The sequence below is a fragment of the Mucilaginibacter sp. P1_A3 genome (genome assembly GCF_056406855.1).
In genome coordinates this window covers 932,108-958,220 of sequence record NZ_JBFTZJ010000001.1, presented here as the reverse complement: position 1 = coordinate 958,220, position 26,113 = coordinate 932,108, and the positions used below count along the sequence as shown (strand labels likewise).

General features: G+C 40.5%; 26 protein-coding genes and 1 other RNA gene. 12 read left to right on the top strand and 15 right to left on the bottom strand.

Annotation, left to right across the window (positions count from 1 at the left end; genetic code table 11):
* Positions 1-5: 5 nt before the first annotated feature.
* The 3 genes from ffs to AC1D0K_RS03835 form a co-directional block, all read right to left on the bottom strand.
* Positions 6-104, bottom strand: an RNA gene (gene ffs, locus AC1D0K_RS03845) — signal recognition particle sRNA small type.
* 566 nt (positions 105-670) lie between these two features.
* Positions 671-1,204, bottom strand: coding sequence for a hypothetical protein (locus tag AC1D0K_RS03840; RefSeq protein ID WP_295715309.1), 534 nt, complete (start codon positions 1,202-1,204; stop codon positions 671-673).
* Positions 1,205-1,279: 75 nt separating this feature from the next.
* Positions 1,280-1,927: a 2'-5' RNA ligase family protein gene (locus AC1D0K_RS03835; protein ID WP_477392931.1), complete on the bottom strand. Its 648-nt coding sequence runs from the start codon at positions 1,925-1,927 to the stop codon at positions 1,280-1,282.
* Positions 1,928-1,977: 50 nt separating this feature from the next.
* On the opposite strand from AC1D0K_RS03835, the gene dinB reads away from it, so the two are divergent.
* The 4 genes from dinB to AC1D0K_RS03815 all read left to right on the top strand — a co-directional run bounded on the left by dinB (position 1,978) and on the right by AC1D0K_RS03815 (position 6,295).
* A complete protein-coding gene (gene dinB / locus AC1D0K_RS03830; protein ID WP_477392933.1) occupies positions 1,978-3,162 on the top strand; it encodes a DNA polymerase IV in 1,185 nt (394 codons plus the stop codon).
* 171 nt (positions 3,163-3,333) lie between these two features.
* Positions 3,334-4,557: an acyltransferase family protein gene (locus tag AC1D0K_RS03825; protein WP_477392935.1), complete on the top strand. Its 1,224-nt coding sequence runs from the start codon at positions 3,334-3,336 to the stop codon at positions 4,555-4,557.
* Positions 4,558-4,566: 9 nt separating this feature from the next.
* Positions 4,567-5,592, top strand: coding sequence for a sensor histidine kinase (locus AC1D0K_RS03820; RefSeq protein WP_477392937.1), 1,026 nt, complete (start codon positions 4,567-4,569; stop codon positions 5,590-5,592).
* Positions 5,593-5,596: 4 nt separating this feature from the next.
* Positions 5,597-6,295, top strand: a complete 699-nt coding sequence (locus AC1D0K_RS03815; protein WP_477392939.1) for a LytR/AlgR family response regulator transcription factor — start codon at positions 5,597-5,599, stop codon at positions 6,293-6,295.
* A gap of 8 nt (positions 6,296-6,303) precedes the next feature.
* On the opposite strand, the gene AC1D0K_RS03810 is transcribed toward AC1D0K_RS03815, so the two are convergent.
* From AC1D0K_RS03810 to AC1D0K_RS03795, 4 genes are read right to left on the bottom strand one after another with little or no spacing between them, the layout of a single operon-like run.
* The gene (locus AC1D0K_RS03810; RefSeq protein WP_477392941.1) at positions 6,304-6,831 is read right to left on the bottom strand and encodes a GNAT family N-acetyltransferase; all 528 of its coding nucleotides are present in this window, start codon (positions 6,829-6,831) and stop codon (positions 6,304-6,306) included.
* 30 nt (positions 6,832-6,861) lie between these two features.
* Positions 6,862-7,452: a hypothetical protein gene (locus tag AC1D0K_RS03805; protein ID WP_477392943.1), complete on the bottom strand. Its 591-nt coding sequence runs from the start codon at positions 7,450-7,452 to the stop codon at positions 6,862-6,864.
* Positions 7,439-7,936 carry an RNA polymerase sigma factor gene (locus tag AC1D0K_RS03800; protein WP_184543351.1) on the bottom strand — a complete coding sequence of 166 codons (498 nt, stop codon included), beginning with the start codon at positions 7,934-7,936 and terminating at the stop codon, positions 7,439-7,441. Before AC1D0K_RS03800 ends, AC1D0K_RS03805 begins: the two co-directional genes overlap by 14 nt.
* A 45-nt stretch (positions 7,937-7,981) precedes the next feature.
* The gene (locus tag AC1D0K_RS03795; RefSeq protein WP_295715289.1) at positions 7,982-8,509 is read right to left on the bottom strand and encodes a hypothetical protein; all 528 of its coding nucleotides are present in this window, start codon (positions 8,507-8,509) and stop codon (positions 7,982-7,984) included.
* A gap of 169 nt (positions 8,510-8,678) precedes the next feature.
* Here AC1D0K_RS03795 and AC1D0K_RS03790 point away from each other — a divergent pair, with 169 nt between their 5' ends.
* The 4 genes from AC1D0K_RS03790 to rpmA all read left to right on the top strand — a co-directional run bounded on the left by AC1D0K_RS03790 (position 8,679) and on the right by rpmA (position 11,527).
* Complete coding sequence (locus AC1D0K_RS03790; RefSeq protein ID WP_477392947.1) at positions 8,679-10,052, top strand: dicarboxylate/amino acid:cation symporter; 1,374 nt, start codon at positions 8,679-8,681, stop codon at positions 10,050-10,052.
* 252 nt (positions 10,053-10,304) lie between these two features.
* Positions 10,305-10,724: a hypothetical protein gene (locus AC1D0K_RS03785; RefSeq protein WP_477392949.1), complete on the top strand. Its 420-nt coding sequence runs from the start codon at positions 10,305-10,307 to the stop codon at positions 10,722-10,724.
* Between the two features lie 75 nt (positions 10,725-10,799).
* Positions 10,800-11,108, top strand: a complete 309-nt coding sequence (gene rplU / locus AC1D0K_RS03780; RefSeq protein ID WP_295717044.1) for a 50S ribosomal protein L21 — start codon at positions 10,800-10,802, stop codon at positions 11,106-11,108.
* Between the two features lie 50 nt (positions 11,109-11,158).
* On the top strand, positions 11,159-11,527 hold the full coding sequence (gene rpmA, locus AC1D0K_RS03775; RefSeq protein ID WP_477392953.1) for a 50S ribosomal protein L27: 369 nt from the start codon (positions 11,159-11,161) through the stop codon (positions 11,525-11,527).
* 390 nt (positions 11,528-11,917) lie between these two features.
* Here rpmA and AC1D0K_RS03770 read toward each other — a convergent pair whose 3' ends face one another.
* From AC1D0K_RS03770 to rnr, 4 genes are all read right to left on the bottom strand, one after another.
* Positions 11,918-13,510: a M1 family metallopeptidase gene (locus tag AC1D0K_RS03770; protein WP_477392955.1), complete on the bottom strand. Its 1,593-nt coding sequence runs from the start codon at positions 13,508-13,510 to the stop codon at positions 11,918-11,920.
* Positions 13,511-13,572: 62 nt separating this feature from the next.
* Positions 13,573-13,971, bottom strand: coding sequence for an energy transducer TonB (locus AC1D0K_RS03765; RefSeq protein ID WP_477392957.1), 399 nt, complete (start codon positions 13,969-13,971; stop codon positions 13,573-13,575).
* A 13-nt stretch (positions 13,972-13,984) separates the two neighbouring features.
* Positions 13,985-14,959 carry a polyprenyl synthetase family protein gene (locus AC1D0K_RS03760; RefSeq protein WP_477392959.1) on the bottom strand — a complete coding sequence of 325 codons (975 nt, stop codon included), beginning with the start codon at positions 14,957-14,959 and terminating at the stop codon, positions 13,985-13,987.
* Positions 14,960-15,009: 50 nt separating this feature from the next.
* Entirely contained in the window at positions 15,010-17,145 is a 2,136-nt protein-coding gene (gene rnr, locus AC1D0K_RS03755; protein ID WP_477392961.1) for a ribonuclease R, read from the bottom strand.
* Between the two features lie 264 nt (positions 17,146-17,409).
* On the opposite strand from rnr, the gene AC1D0K_RS03750 reads away from it, so the two are divergent.
* From AC1D0K_RS03750 to AC1D0K_RS03740, 3 genes are read left to right on the top strand one after another with little or no spacing between them, the layout of a single operon-like run.
* The gene (locus tag AC1D0K_RS03750; protein WP_477392963.1) at positions 17,410-18,237 is read left to right on the top strand and encodes a hypothetical protein; all 828 of its coding nucleotides are present in this window, start codon (positions 17,410-17,412) and stop codon (positions 18,235-18,237) included.
* Positions 18,234-19,196 (top strand): hypothetical protein, encoded by a 963-nt coding sequence (locus AC1D0K_RS03745; RefSeq protein WP_477392965.1) that lies wholly within the window; start codon positions 18,234-18,236, stop codon positions 19,194-19,196. The genes AC1D0K_RS03750 and AC1D0K_RS03745 overlap by 4 nt, the downstream gene beginning before the upstream one ends.
* 29 nt (positions 19,197-19,225) lie before the next feature.
* The gene (locus AC1D0K_RS03740; protein ID WP_477392967.1) at positions 19,226-19,603 is read left to right on the top strand and encodes a hypothetical protein; all 378 of its coding nucleotides are present in this window, start codon (positions 19,226-19,228) and stop codon (positions 19,601-19,603) included.
* 33 nt (positions 19,604-19,636) lie between these two features.
* Here the strand turns inward: AC1D0K_RS03740 and AC1D0K_RS03735 are convergent, their stop codons facing one another.
* The 3 genes from AC1D0K_RS03735 to pbpC all read right to left on the bottom strand — a co-directional run bounded on the left by AC1D0K_RS03735 (position 19,637) and on the right by pbpC (position 24,550).
* Positions 19,637-21,349, bottom strand: coding sequence for an ABC transporter ATP-binding protein (locus tag AC1D0K_RS03735; protein ID WP_477392969.1), 1,713 nt, complete (start codon positions 21,347-21,349; stop codon positions 19,637-19,639).
* Entirely contained in the window at positions 21,349-22,062 is a 714-nt protein-coding gene (locus AC1D0K_RS03730; protein ID WP_477392971.1) for a 3'-5' exonuclease, read from the bottom strand. The genes AC1D0K_RS03735 and AC1D0K_RS03730 overlap by 1 nt, the downstream gene beginning before the upstream one ends.
* Positions 22,063-22,159: 97 nt before the next feature.
* Positions 22,160-24,550, bottom strand: coding sequence for a penicillin-binding protein 1C (gene pbpC, locus AC1D0K_RS03725; RefSeq protein ID WP_477392973.1), 2,391 nt, complete (start codon positions 24,548-24,550; stop codon positions 22,160-22,162).
* Between the two features lie 83 nt (positions 24,551-24,633).
* Here pbpC and AC1D0K_RS03720 point away from each other — a divergent pair, with 83 nt between their 5' ends.
* Positions 24,634-25,359 carry a glycosyltransferase family 2 protein gene (locus tag AC1D0K_RS03720; protein WP_477392975.1) on the top strand — a complete coding sequence of 242 codons (726 nt, stop codon included), beginning with the start codon at positions 24,634-24,636 and terminating at the stop codon, positions 25,357-25,359.
* A 28-nt stretch (positions 25,360-25,387) separates the two neighbouring features.
* Here the strand turns inward: AC1D0K_RS03720 and AC1D0K_RS03715 are convergent, their stop codons facing one another.
* Complete coding sequence (locus tag AC1D0K_RS03715) at positions 25,388-26,113, bottom strand: 4'-phosphopantetheinyl transferase family protein (protein WP_477392977.1); 726 nt, start codon at positions 26,111-26,113, stop codon at positions 25,388-25,390.

Here is a 26,113-nt window from a genome sequence, read left to right as displayed (position 1 = left end):
TAAAAAAAGGGTAAGCTACTTTTATCGCGCCGCTCAACTCTCTACCCTTGCTGTGTTCCCACCCTGGGGGAGTTCAAGAGGAGCTGGCCGTAAAAGACTTACCCCGGCGCAAATATAGAAAAATGATACGTTTTTGGTTAATAAATTGTTAAAAAAAGCTTAGCTACTGATAGTGAAGCTGATAGTTTTTCAATTGCGCCAATAAAATACCATTTGATGAAAGCGTATCATGTTTTATCATTTCCTTAAACTCCATTTCTGGGATTATTTAGGGGCCTTTGTATGATTGGGATGATTTAGTTGGAGACAATCCGGTGTGAACAAGGACAAAGGATAATAACAAATGCGGCTTATTTCAGCCGCATTTGCCATTGCATATATGTGAAAACGTTTTAAAATATGAGGGCAATCTTTTTCATAAGGATGCATTTCAAATGATCGGTGTTCGTAAGGTTTGTTAACAGTCCTTTAATTCTCTCCAAATGGCAGGGTGGGGTTAAAAAGTGCACAATGGTAGGGAGGGGGGCGACATGCCTCATACAACGGTGCTTGAACGCCTGATTTAACCCCTATCTCCTCCTTCCCCGAGGAAGGAATGGCACGTTGCCCCCGCCTTTTTATATCCTCCAAACACCTACGATTTCAAAGCCATCGTTATGGGCTGATTGCATTACTTTGTCAATATTAACTCAAGGTCCTTTTTTACCAGATTTGAATTTTTAGGTTTTATCTCATAATCGAAGTTTCCGGCGCCTTCGGTCGCAATCCGGATAATTGATATCGACTTTGTTTTTAATGTTTCTATATCTTCTTTTGCCAGATCGTAATATATCAAGGTAATAACCCTGTTGGCCTCCGTATTATAACTTACATGTGGATCGCCGCCAACAGTTGGCGAAAGGTCAAGAACGCTGTTATCGGTAAATTTAATGTTGGTTATGTCGGCCGGACCTATCGAAAATACACGCGGGCCATTCACATTATCTAATCTGAATGCAAGCACATAGCTTTTGCCTATTTTTTGTGTGTACACGTAAAGCAAGCGCCCCGTAACAAGGCCAAGCTGGGTATAGATACGTTCATCTGAAGTTCTCCAGGTTGTATCGCCTTTGATCTTGTCAATTTCAGGTTTCTCTAATTTTTGGGCCAGTACTGATGTTGTAAGGCCGGCTAATAACATCAGTGTTAAGTGAACTTTTTTCATTTGTGATTTTAGGGTTAAGTAATAAAATAAATAATGGTAGTGATAAGGTTTAAATGGTAGTGATAAAGTTTAGGTTTAAAAAAGATTGATTTGATTCTGGTTTCCCGGTTGAATATGTTTTTTAATAAGCGTACCCATTTGATGTTCAAACCCAACTGGGTTTTTAAATCGGAATGTTTTAAAGGACTCCCATTTAGGTAAATAGCCAAAAGTTTCACGTTTTACAACTTTCAGTTCGTTGATCCAAAATGGCTCTACCATGTGCCTGTGCTTAAAGTTTGGCCAAAGGATATTAAAGTCATCCTCCGGGATGTTCCTGGCAATAGTAATATGGGGCAAAAGTGTTTTTTTAATCTTCAGAACGGCCTTTAAATGCCTGAACCACTGCTCAACCGATGGTGTAGAACGGATATGGGCGTAAATGGTCATTTTGTTATGCAGGTGAGGGAAATAGTTAAACCCATCTACATGCAGCAGCACGGGAGGGAGTGCCGCTAAGCTGCTTTCCATCATCTGCATACTTCTATCTTCCATAAACGGCTTCTGGCGTTCCATGTGCATAATAGAGATATGTGCCGGCGAATCCATGCTCTTGAAATCACCTATAAGTTTTGCCGATGCTTTTTTGTAGCGGGCAATTTCCTGTTTCACCGTTTCGGGCGGTGATAGCAGCATCAGATAGTCCTCATACATCCGCATAATCATGTGTTTTTGTGTTTTCAAAAATACTAATTAAATTAGTAAAATGCAAAATTTATTAGCATTTTTGTTTCATGGATCAAAAGCGGCATATCGTACATATCGATCTAGATTCATTTTTTGTATCTGTGGAGCGCAAATTTAATCCGGCGCTCATTGGCAAGCCTGTGCTTATTGGCGGCTCGGCAGAAAGGGGAGTAGTGGCTTCATGCAGTTATGAGGCGCGTAAATTTGGTATTCACTCTGCCATGCCTATGAAACAGGCTATGAAGCTTTGTCCGCATGCTATTATAGTTCATGGTACGCATGGGCGCTATTCAGAGGCATCACGTGAGGTAACGGAGATTATCCGGGACTCGGTGCCGCTTTACCAAAAGTCGTCCGTTGATGAGTTTTATATCGACCTCACCGGGATGGATCGTTTTTATGATTGTTACCAGATAGCGTGTAATCTGCGCCAAAGGGTGATCAGGGAAACAGGGTTACCTATCTCATTTGGTATGGCATCTGGCAAAACGGTAGCTAAAATGGCTACTAACGCCTCTAAACCTAACGGCCAGCTTTATATTAAACACGGGGAAGAAATACGATTTCTGGCCCCGCTGCCAATCGGTAAAATTCCCGGCCTGGGTGAAAGCACCAGCCAAAAATTGTATCAGTACGGCATTGAAAAAATTGGCGATCTTCAACGTACCAATATTCGTTTCCTGGAAACGGTTTTTGGCAAGGCGGGCACGTATCTGTGGGAAAAGGCACATGGGATTGATCATAGTGAAATTATTCCGCATAGCGATCGTAAATCCATATCTATTGAGCATACATTTGATGTAAATGTGAATGACCTGCGTACGTTAGAAACCATCCTGGTATCTATGACAGAAGAATTATCATCCAAACTGCGCCGGGAGGATAAGCTCGCTTCTTGTGTGGCCATCAAGATACGTTATGCCAATTTTGAAACACACACGCAACAACAAAAAATAGCCTTTACCGCGGCCGAGCATATATTACTGCCCGGCGTAAAAAATCTACTTAAAAAAGCCTGGAATCAACACCGGCCCATCAGGTTGATAGGGGTTAAATTAAGTGATTTATGTACCGGGAAATACCAGATTAACCTGTTTGAGGATAATGAAGAGCGCATCAGGCTTTACCAGGCTATGGATAATATCAACTTTAAGTTTGGCGATAAAACCGTTTGCCGGGCAGCCGGAATGGAAATTGGTACAAGGAATTTCAATCCGTTTTTGAAAGATTGAATACTAACCTCGCTCTGCCGTTATTTTGATAGAGAAAGCGGATGGAGGCCGGCATTGTGATTGGCTGCCTCAGTGGAATTTTTACCATTGGTCAAAGCATTAATACCATTGGTCAAACTAATTTTATAGCGGCTGCTGGAGTTGTTTCTTTTGATAAAAAAAGAAAACTTTATGGAAACCACGCAACGTCAAACGTACCTGGATTGGTTAAGGATTTTATCCATACTGGGGGTATTATTTTTTCACTCGGCCATGCCTTATGTTGCCGAAGATGGATGGCATATTAAAAATGCAGAGACCAGTAACTTAATGATGGAATCAAATCATTTTTTGCACCTTTTTCGCATGCCGCTGCTCTTTTTTATTTCTGGTACGGTGAGTTACTACATGATGCAGCGGCGATCTACTTTAAACTTCATCGGTTTACGCTTCCGCAGGTTGTTCATACCGCTTTTGGTGGGCATGTTTATCATTGTGCCGCCACAGATCTATATGGAGCGGCTGGCGCATGGGTACAAAGGAAGCTTTTGGGATTTTTATCCAACTGTATTTAATTTTATACCTTATCCTAAAGGCAGTTTTAGCTGGCATCACCTGTGGTTTATCGCCTATCTGCTTATTTACGATTTAATGTTTGCCCCTCTATTTTCCTGGATGGTATCAGCTAAAAGTGATGGTTTTAAACAAAAACTTGCTGTATTAGCCAACGGGAAATGGGTTTACCTGTTAATGCTGCCCGGTGTAGTCTGGTTTACCCTATTAAGCTGGCAATTGCCCGAAACCAATGACCTGATACATGATGGCTGCTATTTTGTTTACTGGTTGTTTTTTGTTTTGGCGGGTTTTATATGCATTGTGCAGCCGAAACTGATGGATAGCCTGCAACGGAACCGCCGCTTTGCTTTAACCATCGGCTTTTTGAGCCTGATGCTGTGGGAGTGTTTAAGGTGGAATGGAATTGAACCCGGTGAGGCCCGCTGGCCCTTTCAAAATGTGCTCTTTAGCTATGCTTTTACCGCTTTAAGGCCAATAATTGCATGGGGATGGGTTTTGGCACTGGTTGGCTATGGTAAGCAATATCTTAACCGTACGCATAAAACATTAAACTATTTAAACCAGGCGGTTTATCCTTTTTATATTCTGCACCAAACGGTAATAGTTTTAATAGTTTATTATATTGTGCAGGTACCTAACGAAAGCATCCTATCTAAGTATATTTATACCGTTGGGATCACCTTTTTTATAACAGTGCTTATTTATCATTTATTGGTACGCCCCTATGCTTTAACCCGCTTTTTATTCGGCATGAAACCAAAGGATAAAGCTGGTTCCGTAACAGAAATGGATCTTAAAGAAGTAAAACCGGTTGTAACGCTTGCTGCATGTGACTTGTAATTTAATGATATGAAATTCTTTCGGAAATATATTTCCCCCGCGTTGTATGGCCTGCTGGTATATTTTACCGTAAGGCTGCTGCATGACACTGAACATGATGAAATGTTTTGGAAAAGAGACTGGGGTTTAAATGTCCTTGAAATGAGCTGCAGTGTATTGGTGGGCTATGCGGGCATATATATATTTGAGTGGCTCTTTCGGTTTTATGACAGGCGCTGGCCACTGCAATTTAATTATAGGGGAGTAGTAAGAGAATTAATTATACTGGTGTTTGCTAACCTGGTTTTGGTGAACCTGATATTTACTCCAATGGCTGCATTGACTGACGACGGCCTATCCTGGGGTGATCTGGCAGACCTCACCATGATACCAACCTTATATGCCATTATTTATTATGGCATAGCGCGTAGCAGCACATGGTTAAAGGCCTACATTGCCAACAAGGTACAACTGGAAAAGTTGACTACCGATCAGTTAGAAACCGAACTTAAGTTTTTGAAAGCCCAATATCATCCGCACTTTTTGTTTAATGCTTTAAACACCATTTATTTCCAAATGGATGAGGATGTGCCGGCAGCAAAAAAGAGTACCGAATTGCTTTCCAGTTTGCTTAGGTATCAACTTTATGATCAGCAACAGCAGGTACCCATAAGGCAGGAATTGGAATACCTGCAAAATTATATTGAGTTTCAAAAAATAAGGGCAAGCAATAAGCTGTGCTTAAATGTTTGTTTTGATACGAAGCTGACCGATCAGTCAATATATCCATTGCTGTTATTGCCATTGGTTGAGAATGCGTTTAAGTATGCAGGCGGCGACTATGAAATTAATATCACTGCAAAAATTACAGATGGCGTATTTATTTTTGTTGTTGATAACGACGTGCCGGCGCAATTACAAGCCAAAGATAATTATACTGGTATAGGGTTGGAAAATTTAAAAAGACGCTTGCAATTACTTTATCCCGATAAAAATAAGCTGGTTGTTAACCGACATGAAAATAGGTTTATAGCCGAAGTTGAATTGAAATTTTAATAGGATGGGCCGGATTAATTGTATTATAACCGATGATGAACCTTTTGCAAGAAAAGGCCTGCAGGGATATATAGAAAAAGCAGGCTTTTTTGACCTGAAGGCTCAATGCGAGGATGCCATGGAGCTGAACAATGTGTTGAAGCAACAACCGGTTGACCTGCTTTTTCTGGATATCCAAATGCCGCATTTAACGGGTGTGGATTTTTTAAAGTCGCTTCAAAATCCGCCAAAGGTGATATTTACTACCGCTTTTAAAGAATATGCCACCGATGGTTTCGACCTGGATATATTGGATTACCTGCTTAAGCCTATTTCTTTTGAACGCTTCATGAAGGCTGCCTTTAAGGCTAAAGATTATTTTGACCAAAAAAGTAATGGGAGCGAGGCTGGTTACCTGTTTGTAAAAAGCGAAGGCAAACTGGAAAAAGTTATTTTTGATGAAGTGTTTTTTGTGCAGGGCATGGAAAATTATGTGGTGATACAAACCCTTAGTAAAAAGATCATCACCCATAGTACGTTAAAAGCGTTTGCCGATAAGCTGCCGCAAAGCAGGTTTCTGCAAACACATAAATCCTATATCGTTGCTTACAATAAGGTTAGCTCTATTGAGGGGAATACTTTAAATGTTGGGCAATACCAAATCCCCATTAGCAGGCAATTAAGGGAGCAGGTAATGTATATGTTGATCAATCAGGGGAAGTAAAATGCTTTTCAGGCTAATTCCTTCTTCATTAACAGGTCGTTCTGCAAATCATTTCCTAATAAAAATTTATGATTGCTAAATACCTTAAAACCATGGTGTTCATAAAAGCCGATGGCGTTATGATTGTGTTCCCAAACGCCAAGCCAGATGTATTTAAAATGATGATCAACTGCTGTTTTAATAGCGAAATTTAAAAGCAACTGGCCAATTTTTTTACCGTGAAACTCTTTTGATACATAAATGCGTTCTACTTCAAGGGCATCCGGATCTTTAAATTCAGTTTGGGCATTGGCAAAGTTCAATTTAAGGTAGCCGGCTATTTGGCCGTTAAACAGCGCAAAGAAAAATTGAGAGCCGGGGTTTTCGATCTCGGCGCGTATTCGTTCTGTAGTAAATGCTTTGACTGCATAGGCTTCCATATCGTCAGCCTTATTCAGCGGAGCAAAAAAATAAAAGAATGTATCCCTACTAATGGTCAGCAAGGTGTCAACATCAGCCGCGGTTACTTTTTGAAGTGTAATAGAATTGTCCGTCATTTTAAAATGAAAATTTCGGTACAATAATAATTAATCAAATTGTTCTTTCAGGCGTACCAGGCGATCTATCATCAGATTAAGCTTTTCTTCCTCGTTCTTAAACATCCTTGGCTTTAAATAAAACGTGGTGAATAAAAACCAGACGATAATAGAGCCATAAGTGACTATTTTAAATACAAGCGATGAGCTTTCCAATACTTCAATAAAGTAAAGCGCAAGCCCGGCGCTTATCATCAATATATAAATGTAGTAGAACCAGCCGATAACTTTCGACCGGTTTTTTTGGTATTCCTTTAAGCTTTCAAGGTACTCAGCTGGATTTATTGTAGCATCGCGCTTGCTGAGTATATGATAATGCCTTACAGTTAATGAAAGGTACATGAGCATGGTAACCAATACAATTAATATACCCGCCGTAGTAACTCCCGACTTAAATGCCAGAAAAAATGTAACAATGGCTGCAAATATGGTGATAGCCACCATAGCCACTATAGTCCAGTACAACTTATTAGTTATGCTGCGAATCCCCTTCTTTACCTGCTTCAGCACCTCATCCACTGAAAGCTGATCTTGCTTTGGCTGTCCCTGCCAAACCGACATCAAATGATCAAAGTCTTTCATACTGGTTATATAATTCTGTTAACTTTTGTTTTATACGATAAATTTTCACCCTCAAATTTCCTTCCGATATGCCCGAAACATCTGCTATTTCGGGGTAGGGTACTTCGTCGAGTACCAATGTTATGATTATTCTTTCTGATTCTTCTAATTTTGATATACACTTATATAGTAAAGCAACCTGCTCATTCTTTTCAGAAAATTCCTCTCGCTTAGTTTCAGCTATTTGATCAGTAAGTTCGTCTTTTGCCTGTCGCTTTTCCGATCGCAGGTAGGTTAAACACGTGTTTACAGCAATGCGATATATCCAGGTGGAGATCATGGCCTGGTTGCGGAATTTGTCGAGGTTTTGCCATACTTTTAAAAAGGTTTCCTGTAAAAGATCATTCGCGGCATCATCATCGCCGGTATAACCATAGCACAAATGGAATATCTTTTTAGAATTAGCTTCATATATTTGCTTGAACGCTGCTTCTTTGTTGGCCACAATTAATAGATTTTTTATAGTTTAGATTGACGATGGTTAAATATGTTACAACAAGTAATCACTCTTTTTAAACCAGGAAAGTTTTTTTTCTGCATCGGTGATTAAATTGTTGTAATTCTCAGCGTAATCAAATTGAAGATCTTCATGCAACTTGTTTATCAGCGTTTTTATTTTCTCTACTGTTCTTGTCAAAATTAAACGGATAGGTTTGTAGGATGTACGCCTGTCAGCGTATTCAAGGTAATTGCTGCAAAAGTTCAGTAACAACTCTATTTCCGCCCCTTTTGATCCTGTAAATTTAGTGTATTTGCTGAGTAACCGTAAAATTTTACGCATGCCCTTAGCTGCATGGTAACTTAAAGCCGGTAACTGGCTAAACATAAACCCGGCCTCTGCTTTCACTTTTTCAAGAAAGGCGGTTTCGTCATATGCCTCAAATAATAAATAAGCCAGCAACTCCTTGTTTTCTTTTTTATAACGGGCCAAACGAAGAATTAACTCAGACAACTGCTCAAGCGGCATGTGCTGAATTTCTTTTTTTATGTGCTGTAATCCGTAAGTGGTAACCGTCATACTGTGTTAAAAGTTAGGCAAAATACTAATTAGAATCAAGAGACAAGAATTAAGCTACGGACAAGTTTCCCCAAGCAAACCGGCTTAATTTAAAAGCTTTGATTCTTGTGTCCTGATTCATAACTCTTAAAACAGTAAATTTTGTACTTTTACACCCTCAATAAAATCGATGCAAAAAAAAAGCAAACTAACGCTCTATATTTTTATAGCTCTTATTTCTGGTGTTGTAATGGGATATATTTACAATACAAATGTAATTAACACCATCAATGCCAACATCAGTACTGCAGATGCTGCTATAAAAACCATCGATAAAAACCTGCTTGCATCTACAGATACAACAACCGAAGTTTTTAGAAACCTAAAGCTACAAAGAAAAACGCAGGCAAAAATACAACTGGATAACAATAACCTTCGCGAGGACAAGCTGGAACTGTACACTATTTTAAGTAAGATTTTCCTTAATCTTATTAAAATGGTTGTAGCGCCGTTGGTGTTTACCACATTGGTTGTTGGTGTTGCCAAGGTAGGGGATATAAAGGAGGTTGGCCGTATTGGCGGTAAAACCATGCTTTGGTTTGTTAGCGCTACCCTGGTTTCGTTGTTATTGGGTATGCTGCTGGTAAACTTGTTTCAACCCGGTAAAGCCATGCACCTGCCATTGCCGGATAGTCATTTAACTACCGGTATAAAAAAATCGGCATTGTCATTAACCGAATTTATAGGGCACGTATTTCCTCAAAGTTTTATTAAAGCTTTGGCCGATAATGAAATACTGCAAATAGTAGTGTTCTCCCTGTTTTTTGGTGTTGCTACCGCTGCTATTGGCGAACAGGGGAAAATAGTGATCAAAGCCATGGATGCCATTGCCCATGTTATTTTAAAAATAACAGGTTATGTAATGAAGCTGGCGCCCGTTGCTGTATTTGGTGCTATTACGGTAGTAATAGCTAAACAGGGACTTGGTGTGTTATCAACCTATGGTATTTTTATTGGTGAATTTTATTTTTCGCTGGTGTTACTTTGGCTGATCATTATATTGGCTGGCTTTGTAGTATTACGCAGGCCGGTTTTTAGGTTGATAAATAATATTAAGGATGCTATGCTGGTTGCTTTTAGTACCTCAACCAGCGAGGCTGCCTATCCCAAGGTTTTGCTTGAACTGGAACGCTTTGGATGCAGCAATAAAATTGTAAGCTTTGTTTTACCATTAGGTTATTCATTTAACCTCGATGGTTCAATGATGTATATGACCTTTGCCTCGTTGTTTTTGGCGCAGTCTTACGATATTGACTTGTCGTTGGGGAACCAATTATCTATGCTGTTGGTACTGATGCTTACCAGTAAAGGTGTAGCTGGCGTGCCCAGGGCGTCGCTGGTTGTTATTGCGGGCACCTTATCGATGTTTAATATACCAGAAGCCGGGTTGTTCCTGCTGATAGGCATTGACCCATTATTGGATATGGGCAGATCGGCTACAAATGTGTTGGGTAATGCAATGGCAACTGCAGTGGTAAGTAAATGGGAGGGAGAGCTGGAATAATACCCGCAACGCAAATAATAAAGCGTCATTGCGAGGTACGAAGCAATCCCCGATTAACAGAGCCGCTCTGTATGGTTTAGAGATTGCTTCGTACCTCGCAATGACGATTAAAATATAATAAATAATTCTAAAATCACTAATTCACTAACTCGCAAATTCACTAATTGATATATGACCAGTCGTACTAAAAAAATATTTTTAATTTTTACAATTGTAGTTCCGTTCCTGTTATACTGTTTTTACTATTATGGTATGATGATTAAGAACGCACCATACCGATATTCTGATTTTCAGTCGATATCTATTAAGTATGGCCCTAAAGATAGTTTGATCAATCAATTCAGTTCAAAAACAGGAGATTATCAATACCTTAACAAAAGGGACTCCTTAGTAAAAGTACATATCAGACTTACTGATGATGATCTGTTATACCTGCACCACAAAGCGGCAGACCTGGGCTTTTGGGACTTCCCGGCAAATGAAAGAGGCGATACTACATCTGCAGATAAACCTACGCGTTATATTATTGAGTTTAAATATAAAACCAAAACCAAGAAGGTTACCTTTGATTCAAATTTTGCTGGCGACCCTAAATTAATTGATGCCAACAAACAATTGATCAAGGAGATAGATCAAAGTTTAACAACAGCCGAAAACAGGCTGAAAAAATAAAGTATAGGTATGTTGTTTATTAAATAATCAATCCCTATATTTGCACCTCGAATTTTAAAACAATAATTAACAAACATGTACGCAATAGTAAGTATAGCCGGACAGCAATTCAAGGTTGCAAAAGACCAGCAGATCTTTGTACACAGGTTACAAGGTGACGAAGGCGCTAGTATTGAATTTGACAGTGTATTGTTAGCAGAAAATGAAGGTTCATTCAAATTAGGTTCTGATTTGAAAGGTGCTAAAGTTTCAGCTAAGATCTTGTCTCATTTAAAGGGTGATAAAGTGATCATTTTCAAAAAGAAAAGAAGAAAAGGTTACAAAAAGAAAAACGGTCACCGTCAACAATTTACCAAGATCGAGATCACCGGTATTACATTATAATTTAAAGTTTAACCGGAGTTGTTCTTCAATTCCATAAAAGATATTAAAAAATGGCACACAAAAAAGGGGCCGGTAGTTCCAGAAACGGCCGCGAGTCGCATAGCAAACGTTTAGGTATCAAAATTTTCGGTGGTCAGCCAGCAATTGCAGGTAACATCATCGTTCGTCAACGTGGTACTAAACACAACCCAGGCGTTAACGTAGGTATCGGCAGGGATCATACATTATTTGCATTAACTGCTGGTCATGTAGTTTTCAGAAAGAAAGCTGACAACCGTTCATACGTTTCTGTTGTTCCTTTTGCAGAAGAAGTTGCTGAAGTAGCAGCACCTGCAGCAGTTGCAGCCGAAGAAGCTCCAAAAGCTAAAAAAGCGGCTCCAAAAGCTAAAAAAGAAGATACAGAAGCAGCAGCTGAGTAATTAGCAAGCGCTTTAAGAATATAGAAAAGCCCTGGTCAATTTGATCAGGGCTTTTTTTGGTTAATTTGTTTTGGGCAATTGAATTTTGGCGCGAACAGATGGTTTCGCGAAATTTCGTACCTACCTATGACATATTTACTAAGAAGCTTTTGTCATCCTGGAACGCAGTGAAGGATCTGTTATTCGCCGGATACAGTCTGCTAATAGATTCTTCGTTCCTCAGGATCACGAACTTTTCAAACGTCATTTTCCATTCAATATCCCCCGGATAGTAAAACTCGCAATCCCAAACTGTGCAGATCGGATTTGTAAAGCTACTCTGTAAGGTGGGGATTGCTTCGTGCCTCGCAATGACGATCTTTTTCTCTATTTTTAAACAGCTTCTAAGGATTATTCTAAGATCAGCTTCTTTAAATAATAAGTATCCGGATCAATAGCCGGCATAGTTTTGCTTACAATGATTGTTCCTTTTTTATCCAATATATAACGTTTTGTAACGCCATCAGCGGTGATATCTATTGGTAAGGGCATATCAATATTTAAAAGCTGGATGAGATACTTATCGCCACGCTGCGCTTTTACATGCACTTCCAGTTTATTGATAGAATAGATGTATAAATCAAACAATGGTTTCAGATCAATACCTGCCGCTTTACTAAAATATTCCTGTACATCGGCAGTGGTTACCAGGTTGCTGTACGTGTATTTAGGATCAGTTACGAAACCTTTCAGGGTAGGGAAGAAGACGGTGTCGCCCATGATATACCTCAGCGTGTGCATAAAGAATGCTCCTTTGCCGTAGATATCGCCGTTGTAGGCGGCTTCTTCATCAATATCTTTACCTATCACTAAGGGGATTTTATTACCAAATGCTAATGCGGCCTGCTGAAAGTGTTTGATGTAGGCTTGCTCGCCTTCCAGCTCCCTTATTGGCATAGCATCACCAAAGGTGCAGATCCCTTCGTGAATCCAGTAATCGGCCCAATCTTTGGCTGTTACTTTGTTGCCCCACCATTCGTGGCCAAATTCATGGTGCATCAGCCAATCAAAATCCTGCCCACCCAATTTCGAATACCTGAACTTATTGCCATAGGCATTCATGGTTTGGTGCTCCATACCTAAATGCGGCGTTTCAACTATTCCTATTTTTTCTTTAACCCATGGGTACTCACCAAAATATTTTTCCTGGATGTGAATTGTACGTTCAAAAATATCCAGGTGACGGTTAGCCTTTGACGCATCCTCATTTAATACATAAAACTGGATGGGTATTATATGCCCATCAATGGTTTTGTATGGTCTGCTTACTACTTTATAATCGCCGGCATTAAATATTATGCTGTAGTTATTGATGCTGTAATTGGTTTTCCAATGGTAAGTAGCGGTGTTGTTTTGCTTTGTGACTTTTTGTAATAAACCCGGACCTGCAACTACGAGTTCTTTGGGAACAGTGATAATCATATCTACGCCTTCATTAGGCTCATCAGACGGATGATCTTTACATGGGAAATATAATTTGCCACCCGTTCCTTCGGCAGTAATGGCCATCCATTGGTGCCCTGTGGAATCTTTTGACCAAATGAAGCCATCATCCCAAGGCGGGCGACGGGCCACATGCGGTTTACCGCCGTAAATTACTTTTATATTTGCCTTACCGGCAGGCAATTCTTTCGTTGTGTTTATGGTGATGAGGTTGTTCTTATAAGTATATGCCTCTTTTTTCCCATTGACTAACACATTGCTGATCTGTAAGGAATCTAACAGATCAAAAAGCAATACGTGAGTAGGTTGTGCCATGATCACATCGATAGTAGTATAACCATCAATAGTTTTTTGAGCCGGATCAACATTTAAGGCAATGGTGTAATGCCTTACATCCATAATGGCTTGCTCGGGTTTGAGTTTACCGCCGGAGGTTAGGGTTTGGGCGTTTGTAGTAACAAAAGCAATTACTCCAATTATAGTTAATAGTATTCTATTCATACCCTAAATATAATCAATACTCCCTCACCAGCAAACTATCTGCAATAGCTTCACTAACTATGCTATTTAAACTTCACAGGTAAAGTATATAGATATTTCATTAGCCTTCGATCTTTCATGCCTGGTTTCCATTTTGGCATATGGCTCACAACTCGAATTGCTTCTTCGTCGGTCTCTTTAGAAAGACTTTGTACTATTTTAATATCATTCAGGCTACCATCTTCGTAAACGATAAAAGTAACTATTACATTCCCTTTAATTTTGTCTTTTTTTGCTTGTTCAGGATACTTTATATTATTACTTATCCAAAGATTCATCTTATCCGGACCACCAGGAAATTCAGGATCCATTATAAAATGGATAACCTTCTCTGTATGTGTCGTTTTTGTAGTGTCAATAAATTGTGCCTTTGCAGATTGGCAAACAACTATTCCAATTATAATAAATAGTATCCTTTTCATCCCTTAAATATAATTAATACTCCCTCACCAGCAAACTATCGGCAAACTGCCTCAGGTATTGGCGACGGTCTTCGGATAGGTTGATCTGATCAAGCGCGTCAAAAGCCTTTTCTGCATAGGTTTGCATGGCATATTCGGCATATTGCCTTATATCTAACTGGTTATAAATTGCTGTTACTGCTAATACTTTTTCTGCAGCATCAAATTGTTCCAGGTTTAGCCAGCTGTTCAGATTATCGGCTTGCTCATCCCGGGCCAGTTCAAGCGCTTTAATAAGCAGGTATGTTTTTTTGTTGGATAGGATATCTCCGCCAACCTGTTTGCCAAACTTTTCAGGATCGCCGTAAACATCCAGGATATCATCCTGTAATTGGAAAGCGATGCCCAGGTTAACGCCAAAACTGTAAAGCAGCTGAGCATCATTTAAGGAAGCACCTCCTATAATGGCACCTATTTTTAAAGTTCCGCCTAATAATACGGCGGTTTTAAGCCTGATCATATCCAGGTATTCGTCAATAAGCACATTATTGCGCTGCTCAAAGCTCATGTCAATCTGCTGGCCTTCACATACGCCTGTGGCTGTCTCATTAAATACATCCATCACCCGGCGTAAAATGGCGTCGTCAACCCTCATCATCAGCTTATTGGCCTCTACCATCATAGCATCTCCGGATAGGATGGCCACATTAGCGTTCCATTTTTCGTGTACGGTTTTTTTGCCGCGGCGAAGTGGAGCTTTATCCATAATATCATCATGCATCAGCGTGAAGTTATGGAATACCTCTATTGCCAGGGCCGGCTCAATAGCTTTATCTACATCACCCCCAAAAAGGTCACAAGCCATCAAAAGCAGGCTGGGGCGAAGGCGTTTACCACCCAGATCCAATATATAACTTATTGGTTCATAGAGTTCGGCAGGAGAGTCAGGGAATTTTAGCGCGTCTACAGCTTTACTAATCAATACCTGTAGGTCTGTAAGTTGTTTCATTTTTTTGTTGTGTGGTTGACCAGGCTGATTAAATTAATCAACCCATCAACTTAGTCCTGTACTAACGAAAAATCAATTTGTTTTTTGGTGAGATCAACATTTTTAACCCTGATCTTTACTTCATCACCCAGTTGGTAAATTTTCTTTTTACGCTGACCTATGATACAATAATTTTTTTCGTCCAAAGTATAAAAATCATCAGATATATCACGTAAACGGATCATACCTTCGCATTTATTTTCTATTATCTCTACATACATACCCCATTCGGTAACACCCGAAATAATACCCGTAAACATGTTTCCAACCTGGTCGCGCAGGTATTCGGCCTGTTTATATTTAACTGAAGAGCGTTCCGCATCAGCCGCCTTTTTCTCCATTAGTGAGCTATGGCTGCATAGTTTCTCGTAATGCTCTGCATTGGCAGATTGCCCGCCATTTAAATAATGGAAAAGCAAACGGTGAACCATCACATCCGGATACCGGCGGATAGGAGAGGTGAAGTGCGTATAATGATCAAATGCCAAACCATAATGACTACTTGTTTTTGTAGTATATATTGCCTTTGCCATTGAACGGATTGCCAAATGTGTAAGTACGTTCTGCTCCTTTTTACCTTCCACATCTTCCATCAGGAAGTTGAGTGATTTGGCCGTTTCTTTATCCGATTTGGTATTTATTTTATATCCAAACCTTGCTGCAAATTGCGCAAAGTTTGCCAATGCATCTGGTTTAGGCGAATCGTGTGTACGGTAAACAAAGGTGTATTTATGCTTTCCTTTGCCCATCTTGTTTACATACTCCGCCACTTTACGGTTAGCCAGTAACATAAAATCTTCTATGAGCTTATGCGCATCCTTGCGTTCTTTTACATATACGCCGGTGGGTTTGCCTTTTTCATCAAGCTTAAATTTAACCTCGGTAGTTTCAAAGCTGATGGCGCCGTTCTTAAACTTACGATCACGTAGCTTGTACGCCAATGCGTTTAGTTTTAATATTTCATCTTTAAAATCACCTTGCTCGGTTTCAATAACTTCCTGAACCTCTTCATAAGTAAAGCGCCTATCTGAGTAGATGATGGTTTTACCGTACCATTCATTGATAATGTAGGCATTCTCGTCCAATTCAAATACCGCCGAAAAACAAAGCTTTTCTTCTTTGGGGCGTAAAGAGCATAATCCGTTTGACAGGCGTTCCGGCAGCATCGGTATAACCCTATCTACAAGGTAAACAGACGTTGCACGCTCCAGCGCTTCCTTATCCAAAGCAGATTCGGGCACGATATAGTGCGAAACATCGGCAATGTGAACACCCACTTCGTAGTTACCGTTTTCGAGTAATTTGTAAGATAAAGCATCATCAAAATCCTTAGCATCAAACGGATCAATAGTGAAGGTTGTGATATCCCTGAAATCTCTCCTTCTCGCAATTTCGTCTTTGGTGATAATATCACCTATTTCTTCAGATTCATGCTCAACCTCTGCCGGGAATGAAAGAGGGAAGCCATATTCGGCAAGGATGGCATTCATTTCGGTGTCATTCTCGCCCTGGGCACCCAAAATATGTTTTATCCGGCCAATTGGGTTTTTTGCTTCGGCGGGCCAGTCGGTTATTTCTGCAACAGCTTTTATTCCGTTTTTGGCGCCGTTGAGCTCACTCATCGGGATAAAAATGTCATGCATCATTTTGCGGTCATCCGGAATAAAAAAAGCAAAGCGTTCTGATAGCTTTACAATTCCCGTAAATTCCATTTTGGCACGTTGCAGTATTTCTATGATCTCGCCCTCTTTGCGCTTACCCTTGCTTATGGCGTATACGTAAACTTTAACCCTATCGCCATGTAAGGCGTTACGGAGTTTGCGTGGTGCAACAAAAATGTCGCTTTCAAATTCGTCATCGGTAACAATAAAAGCCGATCCATCGTTGGTGAGGTCAACCCGGCCTTCAATAAATGTTTTTAATTCAAGCAGCTGGAATTTGCCAGGAGCAATTTCTTTAAGGACTGATTTTTGGGCCTCATCCTTTAAAATATCAAATATAATCTCGCGCGATTCGGGATCGCGAACGTTTAATTTAGCAGAAACCTGTTTATAGTTTAGTGGGGTATTACCGTTTTGTTCAAATATATCAAGTACCATTTGTGTAAGTACCTGAACTATAGAAGAATTATTTTTCTTTTTAGACATACAGAAGTATTTGATCAAAGATACGGAATTTCGGCGTTTGGGAAGCGGGGTTAACAGGGAGGATATGATGTGCCGGCCCACTATTGTTAGCGGGTTTGTTTATGCCTGAAAGCGTACAAACTCTGAAGGGTGAATAACCGTCAGCGTTTGGCGTTCTCATTTGCTTTTTGACTTTGTCATGCACTCATAATTGGAAATCAGTAATTTGTATTATATAAATAGAAAAATATATCTAACTTTATAATACACAGCCTATTACTTACAATGTCAGTCGAAACCAATAAAACTGTTTCACCTTTAAGTTGGGTTATTATAACCGGGTTGGGCTTCGTGTTGTTTGTGGCCGCCGCAGTAATACTAATGATCTTTAGCAATAAAGCTGCAAATTTAAGTCCGCAGGTTTATTTTTTTTTACTGGTTTTTGTGGCCTTAATTGCATCAGGTTTTTTATTTGGCGCTTTAAAAGCGCATGCTAAATATAGCGGCAATGTAAATAATGGCACGTTAGAACTTGGCGGACCTGCAGTGATTTTTTGCCTTATCATATATTTCGGCCTAAAGCTTTCTCCACAGGCAGACTCATTTAATATCAAGTTCATAGTTTTTGGTGATGAAAGCAAAAATGAGCTTGTAAACGGTGGTGTTTTGAAGGTTTTATTCAACAAACCCGATTCTGCAAGGATCGAAAATGGTGTTGTAACCTTTACCGAGCTGCCCACCGATCTGTTAGGCAAAACCATTTCTGTTACTCCCGCCGTGATTGGTTATTACCGGCAAAGCCAACAGGTAACTATTCCTGTTGACGGGCGTACGCCTATTGAAGTGCATCTTAAAAAACAAGCTGAATCCTTAACTATAAGCGGCCTGGTAGTAGATATGCGAGGTCAACCTGTGCCGAATGTGTTGATCGTGTTGGCTAATGGGCTATATAAAACCAGTGCTGATAATTTAGGCAATTTCCGTTTTATCTTACCGGTAAAAGATGGCACCGAGTTTCCGGTAAGGGTTTACCGTGAAAAAAAGTTGCGTTATAACAACACGCAAATTTTTTCATCAAAAATACCGCTTACCCTTCAGTTGAAAGAGTTATGAAAGCGATCATCTGCATATCAAGCTTATGTGTGGCCGGGTTTAGCGGTTATAGTCAAACTACTGTTTTTAAGGGCCAGCTATTGGCCAACAACTCGGTGCTTAAAAACTATACTATAATTATAAACGGAAAACCGGCAACAACAGACGATTCGGGCGTGTTTTCAACCGCTATAAGCAGCAGCGCCAACCAACTTACCGTTCAGCCGTCTGATAAAAATTACATCATTTCGTATCCAACGGGTGGAAGGGTACTGGTACCTAAAGATCCATTATTATTGACGCAGATTGTTCTGGAAGGTTTTCAGTCAAACGACCAGATCAAAAGTTACCTGGCAACATTGGCCCAATTAAAAGACGCAGCCAAAAAAGGGCAATCCGAAACAAAAGCGTTGCAAGTAAAAATTGATTCCATCGCTGCCAATCTTAAAAAAGCAGGTTATAGCAATGATGATCTGAGAATGGCCCGGGAAAGGCAGGATGGCATCGATCTGTTTTACCCCGAGATTAGCGGTGCCCTGCAAAATTATATCCTGCAGGCGCAAAGTTTAATGATTGCTTTTAAATTTATAGGGGTATATGCCTTCGTTAATATCAACGCGCTTACCCAATACGCGCAAACCCAAAGCGGGTTCAACCAGGCGTTTGAGAAATTGTATGTCAATTATCCTACTTATTCAAAAAAAATAGGCGATTACTGGGACGACCCATCACTCCAAAAAACATTTGAAGGTATAGCTGATTCATTAATTTATGGTATTGGAAAAAATCAGATCGTCCCTTTAAATGACCTGAAAAATCAGATCAATAAATATTTTCAAAACCAGGTACCTGATAAGGATAAGGACAAGGTTAAAAAGGAAATTCAATCACAGATAGAGGCACAGGTTCCTGGTATTACAGATCAGCTTAATGCTATGGAGCTGCGTGTAAAACAATTTCTGAGTAGGTTAAAAAACTAATATTCACTAATAACTAAAATATATAAATTATGAAAAAGTTAAATTCATCACTCTATACTATTTTAATCGTTATTACATTTATTTGTACCGCATCCTGCGGCAAAGAGTCTAGTGGTGGCGGCGGTGGCGGTGGTATTGCAGTTCTTTTGGGCGACCTTATAGGTTTTTGGCAAAGCGGTACTGATTCATTTACGTTTCAGGACGACAATAGCAAACTTGGAGGCTCGGGGGAATTTGGGGGGAGAAACGGAACGGTTAACAATAGCAAAATTAACAACACATCATTTACTTTTGATTTGGTATTTGATGATCAAACTGTAAAGAGTTATAGCGGAACGATAGATGCGACAAAGAAAGTATTAAAACTAACCTCATCAGGGACAACGTTTACTTTCAATAAGCAATAATAATTATAAACTGTTTTATAACTCAATAACAGATCATCCCTGCGGTATAGACGCTATCAGTTTTTTAGTGTATTCCTCTTTGGGGTGGTAATAAATATCATCGGGATAACCGGTTTCAACGATCTCTCCTTTATTCATTACCATCATCCGGTCGGATATATGTTTGATGACGGCCAGATCGTGCGAGATAAAAATATAAGTCAGTTTAAACTCCTGCTGTAATTCGCGGATGAGGTTGAGTACCTGTGCCTGTACCGAAACATCCAGCGCCGAAACTGATTCATCGCAAATGATGAATTTGGGCTGCAGGGCCAAAGCTCTGGCAATTACTATCCGTTGCCTTTGCCCACCCGAAAACTCGTGCGGAAAACGGTTGAAATGCTCTGGCAACAGGTTCACTCTTTCCAGTAACTCCAAGACATGTTTCTTGCGTTTGGTGTTATTTACATAAAACTGGTGAACCTGTAAAGGTTCCATTATTGATTGGCCAACCGTTAGGCGTGGGTTTAAAGAGGAGTAGGGATCCTGGAAAATGATCTGGATATTCCTTCGGATTTCGCGCAGGTCATTCTTTTTTAAACTTCGCAAATCCGTGTTCTCAAAGTTGATATTGCCCGCGGTTGGTTCTATTAATCTTAAAATAGATCTGCCCAAAGTAGTTTTGCCACAGCCAGATTCGCCAACCAGGCCAAGCGTTTCGCCGGGATAAACTTCAAAACTTACATTGTTAACAGCTTTAACCACATTTTGCGACCCGCCAAAAAAGCCATTTTTAACAGGGAACCAGGTAGAAAGCTGGTCTATTTTAAGTAAAGGCTGCTGCTTATACAATTCCTTTTTTCTTTCGGCAATTTCCTTGTCGGGATAGTTGTATAAAGCCCTGATGTTTTCTATCGTTACAGATGCCTTATTACCAGTGTTATCCGCGTCAAAAAAATCGGCCACAACCGGCAGTTTTTTTAAATGTTGATTAGGTGAGGGGCGGCAAGCCAGCAGGCCCCTGGTATATGGATGTTTAGGGTTTTCAAATAAGTCGGTAACCTTGGCTTCCTCCACAATTTCGCCCTTATACATCACCATAACGCGATCAGCAATTTCTTTTATCACACCCAAATCATGTGATATGAATATCAAACTCATATGCCTGATGGCTTTAAGGTTGAGCAAAAGTTCAATGATGGTTTTTTGTACTGTTACATCCAACGCGGTGGTAGGTTCATCAGCTATCAATATCTCCGGATTGCAGGATAGGGCCATGGCGATCATTACCCGTTGCTTTTGCCCGCCCGAAATCTGGTGCGGATAGCTGTCAAAAATAGCCTCGGGACGCGGGAGCTGTACCTCGTTAAAAAGTTCGAGGGTTTTCTTTTTTGCTTCTTTTTTTGATAAGCCTAAATGCAGTTGTATGGCCTCGGTAAGCTGAAAACCACAGGTAAGTACCGGGTTAAGAGAGGTCATGGGTTCCTGGAAAATCATTGCCATCCGATTGCCGCGTATATCGCGCATATCAGCTTCAGAAATTTTGCAGAGGCTTACATCATTTAAAAGTACTTCGCCGCTAATTACTGTTTTGTCTTCATTTAGCAAACGCATCAGCGCAAGTGATGTCACAGATTTACCAGAGCCCGATTCGCCAACGATGCCTATAGTTTCTCCTTTTTTTAAATTAAAGGATACATTTTTTACGGCATTAAATAGTCCGTCTCCTGTTTTAAAACTAATCCCAAGGTTTTTTACTTTCAGCATTATTGCCCTACTATGGTTATCATTTCATCCTTAATTAATTCTTCGCCTCGGTAGCGTCTTATTAATTGCGCGGTGGCTACAACATCTTTTTGGCAGTAGGTACAAATACGTTCAAGCTGGTTTTCGTTCCAATAAACATGACTAACCATGCTGCCATCAATATCATCTTTAGGTGTAGGGATATCAAAAATAGCGGTAAGCAGGTTTAGCGACGTGTAATTTTTATAGTCGCCAAACTTCCATAGTTCCATTGTATCCAGATGGATTATCTCCCATGGCTTTTTACCTGCAAGCTGCAATTGTGGCGGAAAGGGCAGACCATTGATCAGTAACCGGCGGCAGATATAAGGAAAATCAAATTCCTTACCATTATGTGCAACCAATACTAAATTGGCTGGCTGATTGAACAGCATTGCAGAAAACCGGGTAAGCAGATCTTTTTCATCATGCCCGGCAAATGATTTTATCCTTAAACCGACGTTTTCTTTTCCTTTGGTGAATACCCCGGCAGAAATACATACTATCTTGCCAAATTCGGCCCATATACCCGCGCGCTGATAATACTCCTCTGGAGTTTCATCTTTGCGTTGATATTGAGTTTTTAGTTCCCATAGCTTTTGGAAATGCCCGGGCACCTCATCATGAGTGGCATATTGCGGTACCGTTTCAATATCAAGCACCAATAAATTATGCAGATCATACTGCTCAAGCATGCTATATTAATTTTATGGAGCAATATAATAATTAAGTTTTGAGTAGCAGGTTTTGCCCGATGAGATTACACAGCAGTTACAACCGGGTACCCAGCGTTTACTTACTCAGTATCTCAAACCCTATATTAATCGTATTCCCATTGCCATCAACCAAAGTAAGGATGTGTTTACCCGGCGGTGGATTAAGAGCCATCTGGTGAAAATCCTTTGTTTCGCCAACGTACTGATCATCCAGGTGCCAAAATATCTTCATTCCGGGTAAGCGGTGGGCGGCATTGCATATCATCCGGCCACGGGTGCCATCGGCTTCAAGTGGTACATATATTTTAGCACCATCTTTTGGGTAGATCACTTCCATGGCGTTGCTGTTTTCGGCCTGTGTACATCCTGGCCTAAATGGCGGCAATACATGGTATTGGTAGTCGCGTGCTTTGTAATAATACTCCATGGAGGGGGGCAGTACAAACCATTTTTTGTTGATCATATTACCAGGTGATTCGCAATTGCCATTAACCTGGTATTTACCATCGGCAGATAAATGAATCAGTTGGTGGTAGGGGCAAACAGGAGCCTTTAAACCACTTTTAGGTACCAGCATTTCGTCTACGTTATCGCAATATTGGCCGGCACGGTAGCCACTTTGCCGGCAAATGTTAACTTTCACCATTTCGCCTACCGGCATCTCAAACCAATCACGGGAAACAGGCAGCAACCTGAAGATCTCAAACAGGGCTGGTGCGGCTGTATTGATCCCTGTTAACCCCGGCCTTCCTTCGCCATCGGTATTGCCTACCCACACACCCACAACATATTTAGGCGTAATTCCTATTGCCCAACCATCCCGAAAGCCAAAACTGGTGCCGGTTTTCCAGGCCACCCGCTGCGTGGAGCTAAATTGCTGCCATAGCAATTCTTCACCGGGGCGCATTACTTCTTCCATCGCCTGAAAAGTGTAATATATAGAAGCCGCATCCAGCAAGCCCGATCTTTCCAAAGTTGGTTTTGCTATATCCTGCCTGTAATAAACCGGACTATGAAAATCAGCCGGATCATATTTGCCATTATATTTATAGTAGTGATTAAGCACCCTGGCCATATTGGCATAAGCGCCGCTTAGTTCCCAAAGGGTATTTTCGCCGCCACCTAATATCAATGATAGTCCGTAATGGTCGGCCGGTTTCGTTAATGTGGTGATACCTGCCTTCCGTAAAAAATCATAAAAGCGCTCATATTTAAATTGCTGTAACATTTTTACCGCCGGCACATTCAGCGAGCGCGATAATGCCCTCGAAGCAGGTACAGCGCCATCATAACCCAGGTCAAAGTTTTCGGGATGATACCCTGCTATGAGTGTGGGCACGTCAGGAATCAGGCTATTGGGCAGTATCAGCCCGCTATGCAGCATAGAAGCATATAACAGGGGCTTTAGTGTGCTACCCGGACTGCGGGGAGCATCGATAACATCAACATCACTTTCCATCTGCGGGTCTTCGTGGTGGGTGATATTACCGGCATAGGCAAGGGTTTGGCCGGTTTCTACATCAAGTACAATGGCAGCAATATTATTGATGTCATTGGCTTTTAAAACCTGGTGATGCTGCTCTAATATATCATTTACCTGTTGCTGTAAAGTCGATTTTATACTTGTCTGTATCCTGGTATCTCCGGATGGTTTGGCATGATGATCATTTTTAAAACGCTGCAACAGGTGAGGGGCGAGCGAGGGCAGGGGCATTGGTCTTTCGGGCACGGGCTCCAACTGTGCAAGGGCAGCCGTTGAACTATCAATAACGCCCTGTTTATAAAGCCTGGTTAGTAATAAATTTCGTTTTTTTAATAAGATGAGCTTGTTTTTACCGGGATGCACCAATGATGGAGAGTTTGGCAAAACCGCCATAGCCGCCGTTTCGCCCCAGGAAAGCTGATCAGGATTACGACCAAAATATCGCCATGATGCGGCATCCAGACCTACCACATTAGTACCAAATGGCGCGTTGCTGGCGTAAAGAGCCAATATCTGGCTTTTACTATAGGTGAGCTCAAGCCTCAGCGCCATAAAAATTTCGAGTAGCTTGTTCCATGCGTTACGTTTGTGCCGGGTTGCAAGCCGTATTACCTGCATGGTTAAAGTACTACCGCCACTGGTTACCTTTTTTGATGAAATGTTTTGTTTAATAGCTCTGCTAAATGCCAGTGCATCAAAACCAGGGTGATTTTCAAAGCGTTTATCCTCAAAAGCAATGATACATTGTTTGAATTTTTGGGGCACGCTATCATTATACGGAAAACGCCACTGGCCGTCTTGTGCAATGGATGCACCCAATAATTGCCCCTCGTCATCATCTATTACATAGGATGTTGGGCTTTTAAACAGCGGGCTGGGCAAACAAAACCAAAACAGCAAGGTTAAAACAACTAAGAATACAAGCAGAAATATTACTTTTGGCTTTTGTAAATAAATTTTTATTCGCTTTAATACGGCTTGCATTAATATATTTTCAATAAAGATATAACTAAGCTTTATACTACTACCTTATCCGCAACAGGATATTGCTTGATAAAATACAATAAATGGGCATACAAAAATTATCAATTATTATCCCGGCTTATAACGAAGGTAACACCATACATTTAATTCTGGATAAAATTAAATTGGTTAGCCTCACAAATGATATTCAAAAAGAAGTGATCATCATAAACGATTGCTCGAACGATAATACTGAATCGGCCATTAAAGCTTACCAACAAGCCAATCCTGATCTCGATATTCAGTACTTTAAACACGAAGTGAATAAAGGTAAAGGCGCAGCCCTGCATACTGGCATATCCAAAGCTACCGGCGAATATCTTATCATCCAGGATGCCGATCTGGAATATGACCCCACAGAATACAATGACCTGTTGAAACCTATTGTGAATGGTTTTGCAGATGTTGTTTATGGATCAAGGTTTATGGGCAGTAACCCGCACAGAATATTGTTCTTTTGGCATACCATAGGTAACAGGTGGCTTACGTTTGCATCAAACATGTTCAGCAATTTAAACCTTACTGACATGGAAACCTGTTATAAATTATTTGATACCAGGATAATCCAGGGTATTTCACTAACCGAAAAACGTTTTGGCTTTGAACCTGAAGTAACCATCAAAATATCGAGGGTGCCAAAGATCAGGATTTACGAAGTGGGTATTTCTTACTACGGGCGCACCTACGAGGAGGGTAAAAAAATAGGATGGAAAGATGGCGTAAGGGCTATTTACTGTATTTTGAAATACGGATTGTTTAAGAGCAGGTAACGCAACGAAGGACTATTTTGCAAGGCGATTATATATGATCAAAAAAGTTCAATTGCTGAATTTTTGATTCCAACGCCACACTTCCCCAGTTCATTCCATCTATTTTGAAACTTTTTACTTGCCAGTTTCTATCAGTTAGCAGTATCCTGTCCTCCGCCGGATGCAAACCATCCAAAGAAGGCATATATTTCAAATTCTCATCTAAACCCTGGCCTGTGGCCTTGGTTAGGGCTTCTTTACGTGTCCAGAGTAAAAAGAAGTTTTGGGGCGATTGGCTTATAAAATCAATTTCCGCGTTACTGAAATTATCTTCCAGTATGAAGGTGAAATCAAATAGGGGATTAATTGTTTCTGTATCAACTCCCACATTTGTATTTGCTATCGCGATCAGCACCCAATCGGCCGAGTGGGATACATTGTATTTGATATCAGTGCCACTGATATACGGTTTTTTATTCGTGCCGATACTAAATTTTATATCGGCAGCGGATTGATTGGTGTATTTACCCAGGATTTGCCTTAATGCAGCACGGCTTACAATAAATCTTGTTCGATCTTTTTCCTGCAGATAACGGTTGGCCCTGGCAATTTCATCGGGTTGCAGCAACGATAACAGTTTGGCGATATTTGACTGATTTGCCGAAATGTTGACGCGCCATAGGTCAACCTCATCGTTCAGTTGAAATGTACATTCAGTTTCATTTAACCATGTAACAGCATCTAAAAACTGAATGTTAACCGTAACTGCCCCCAT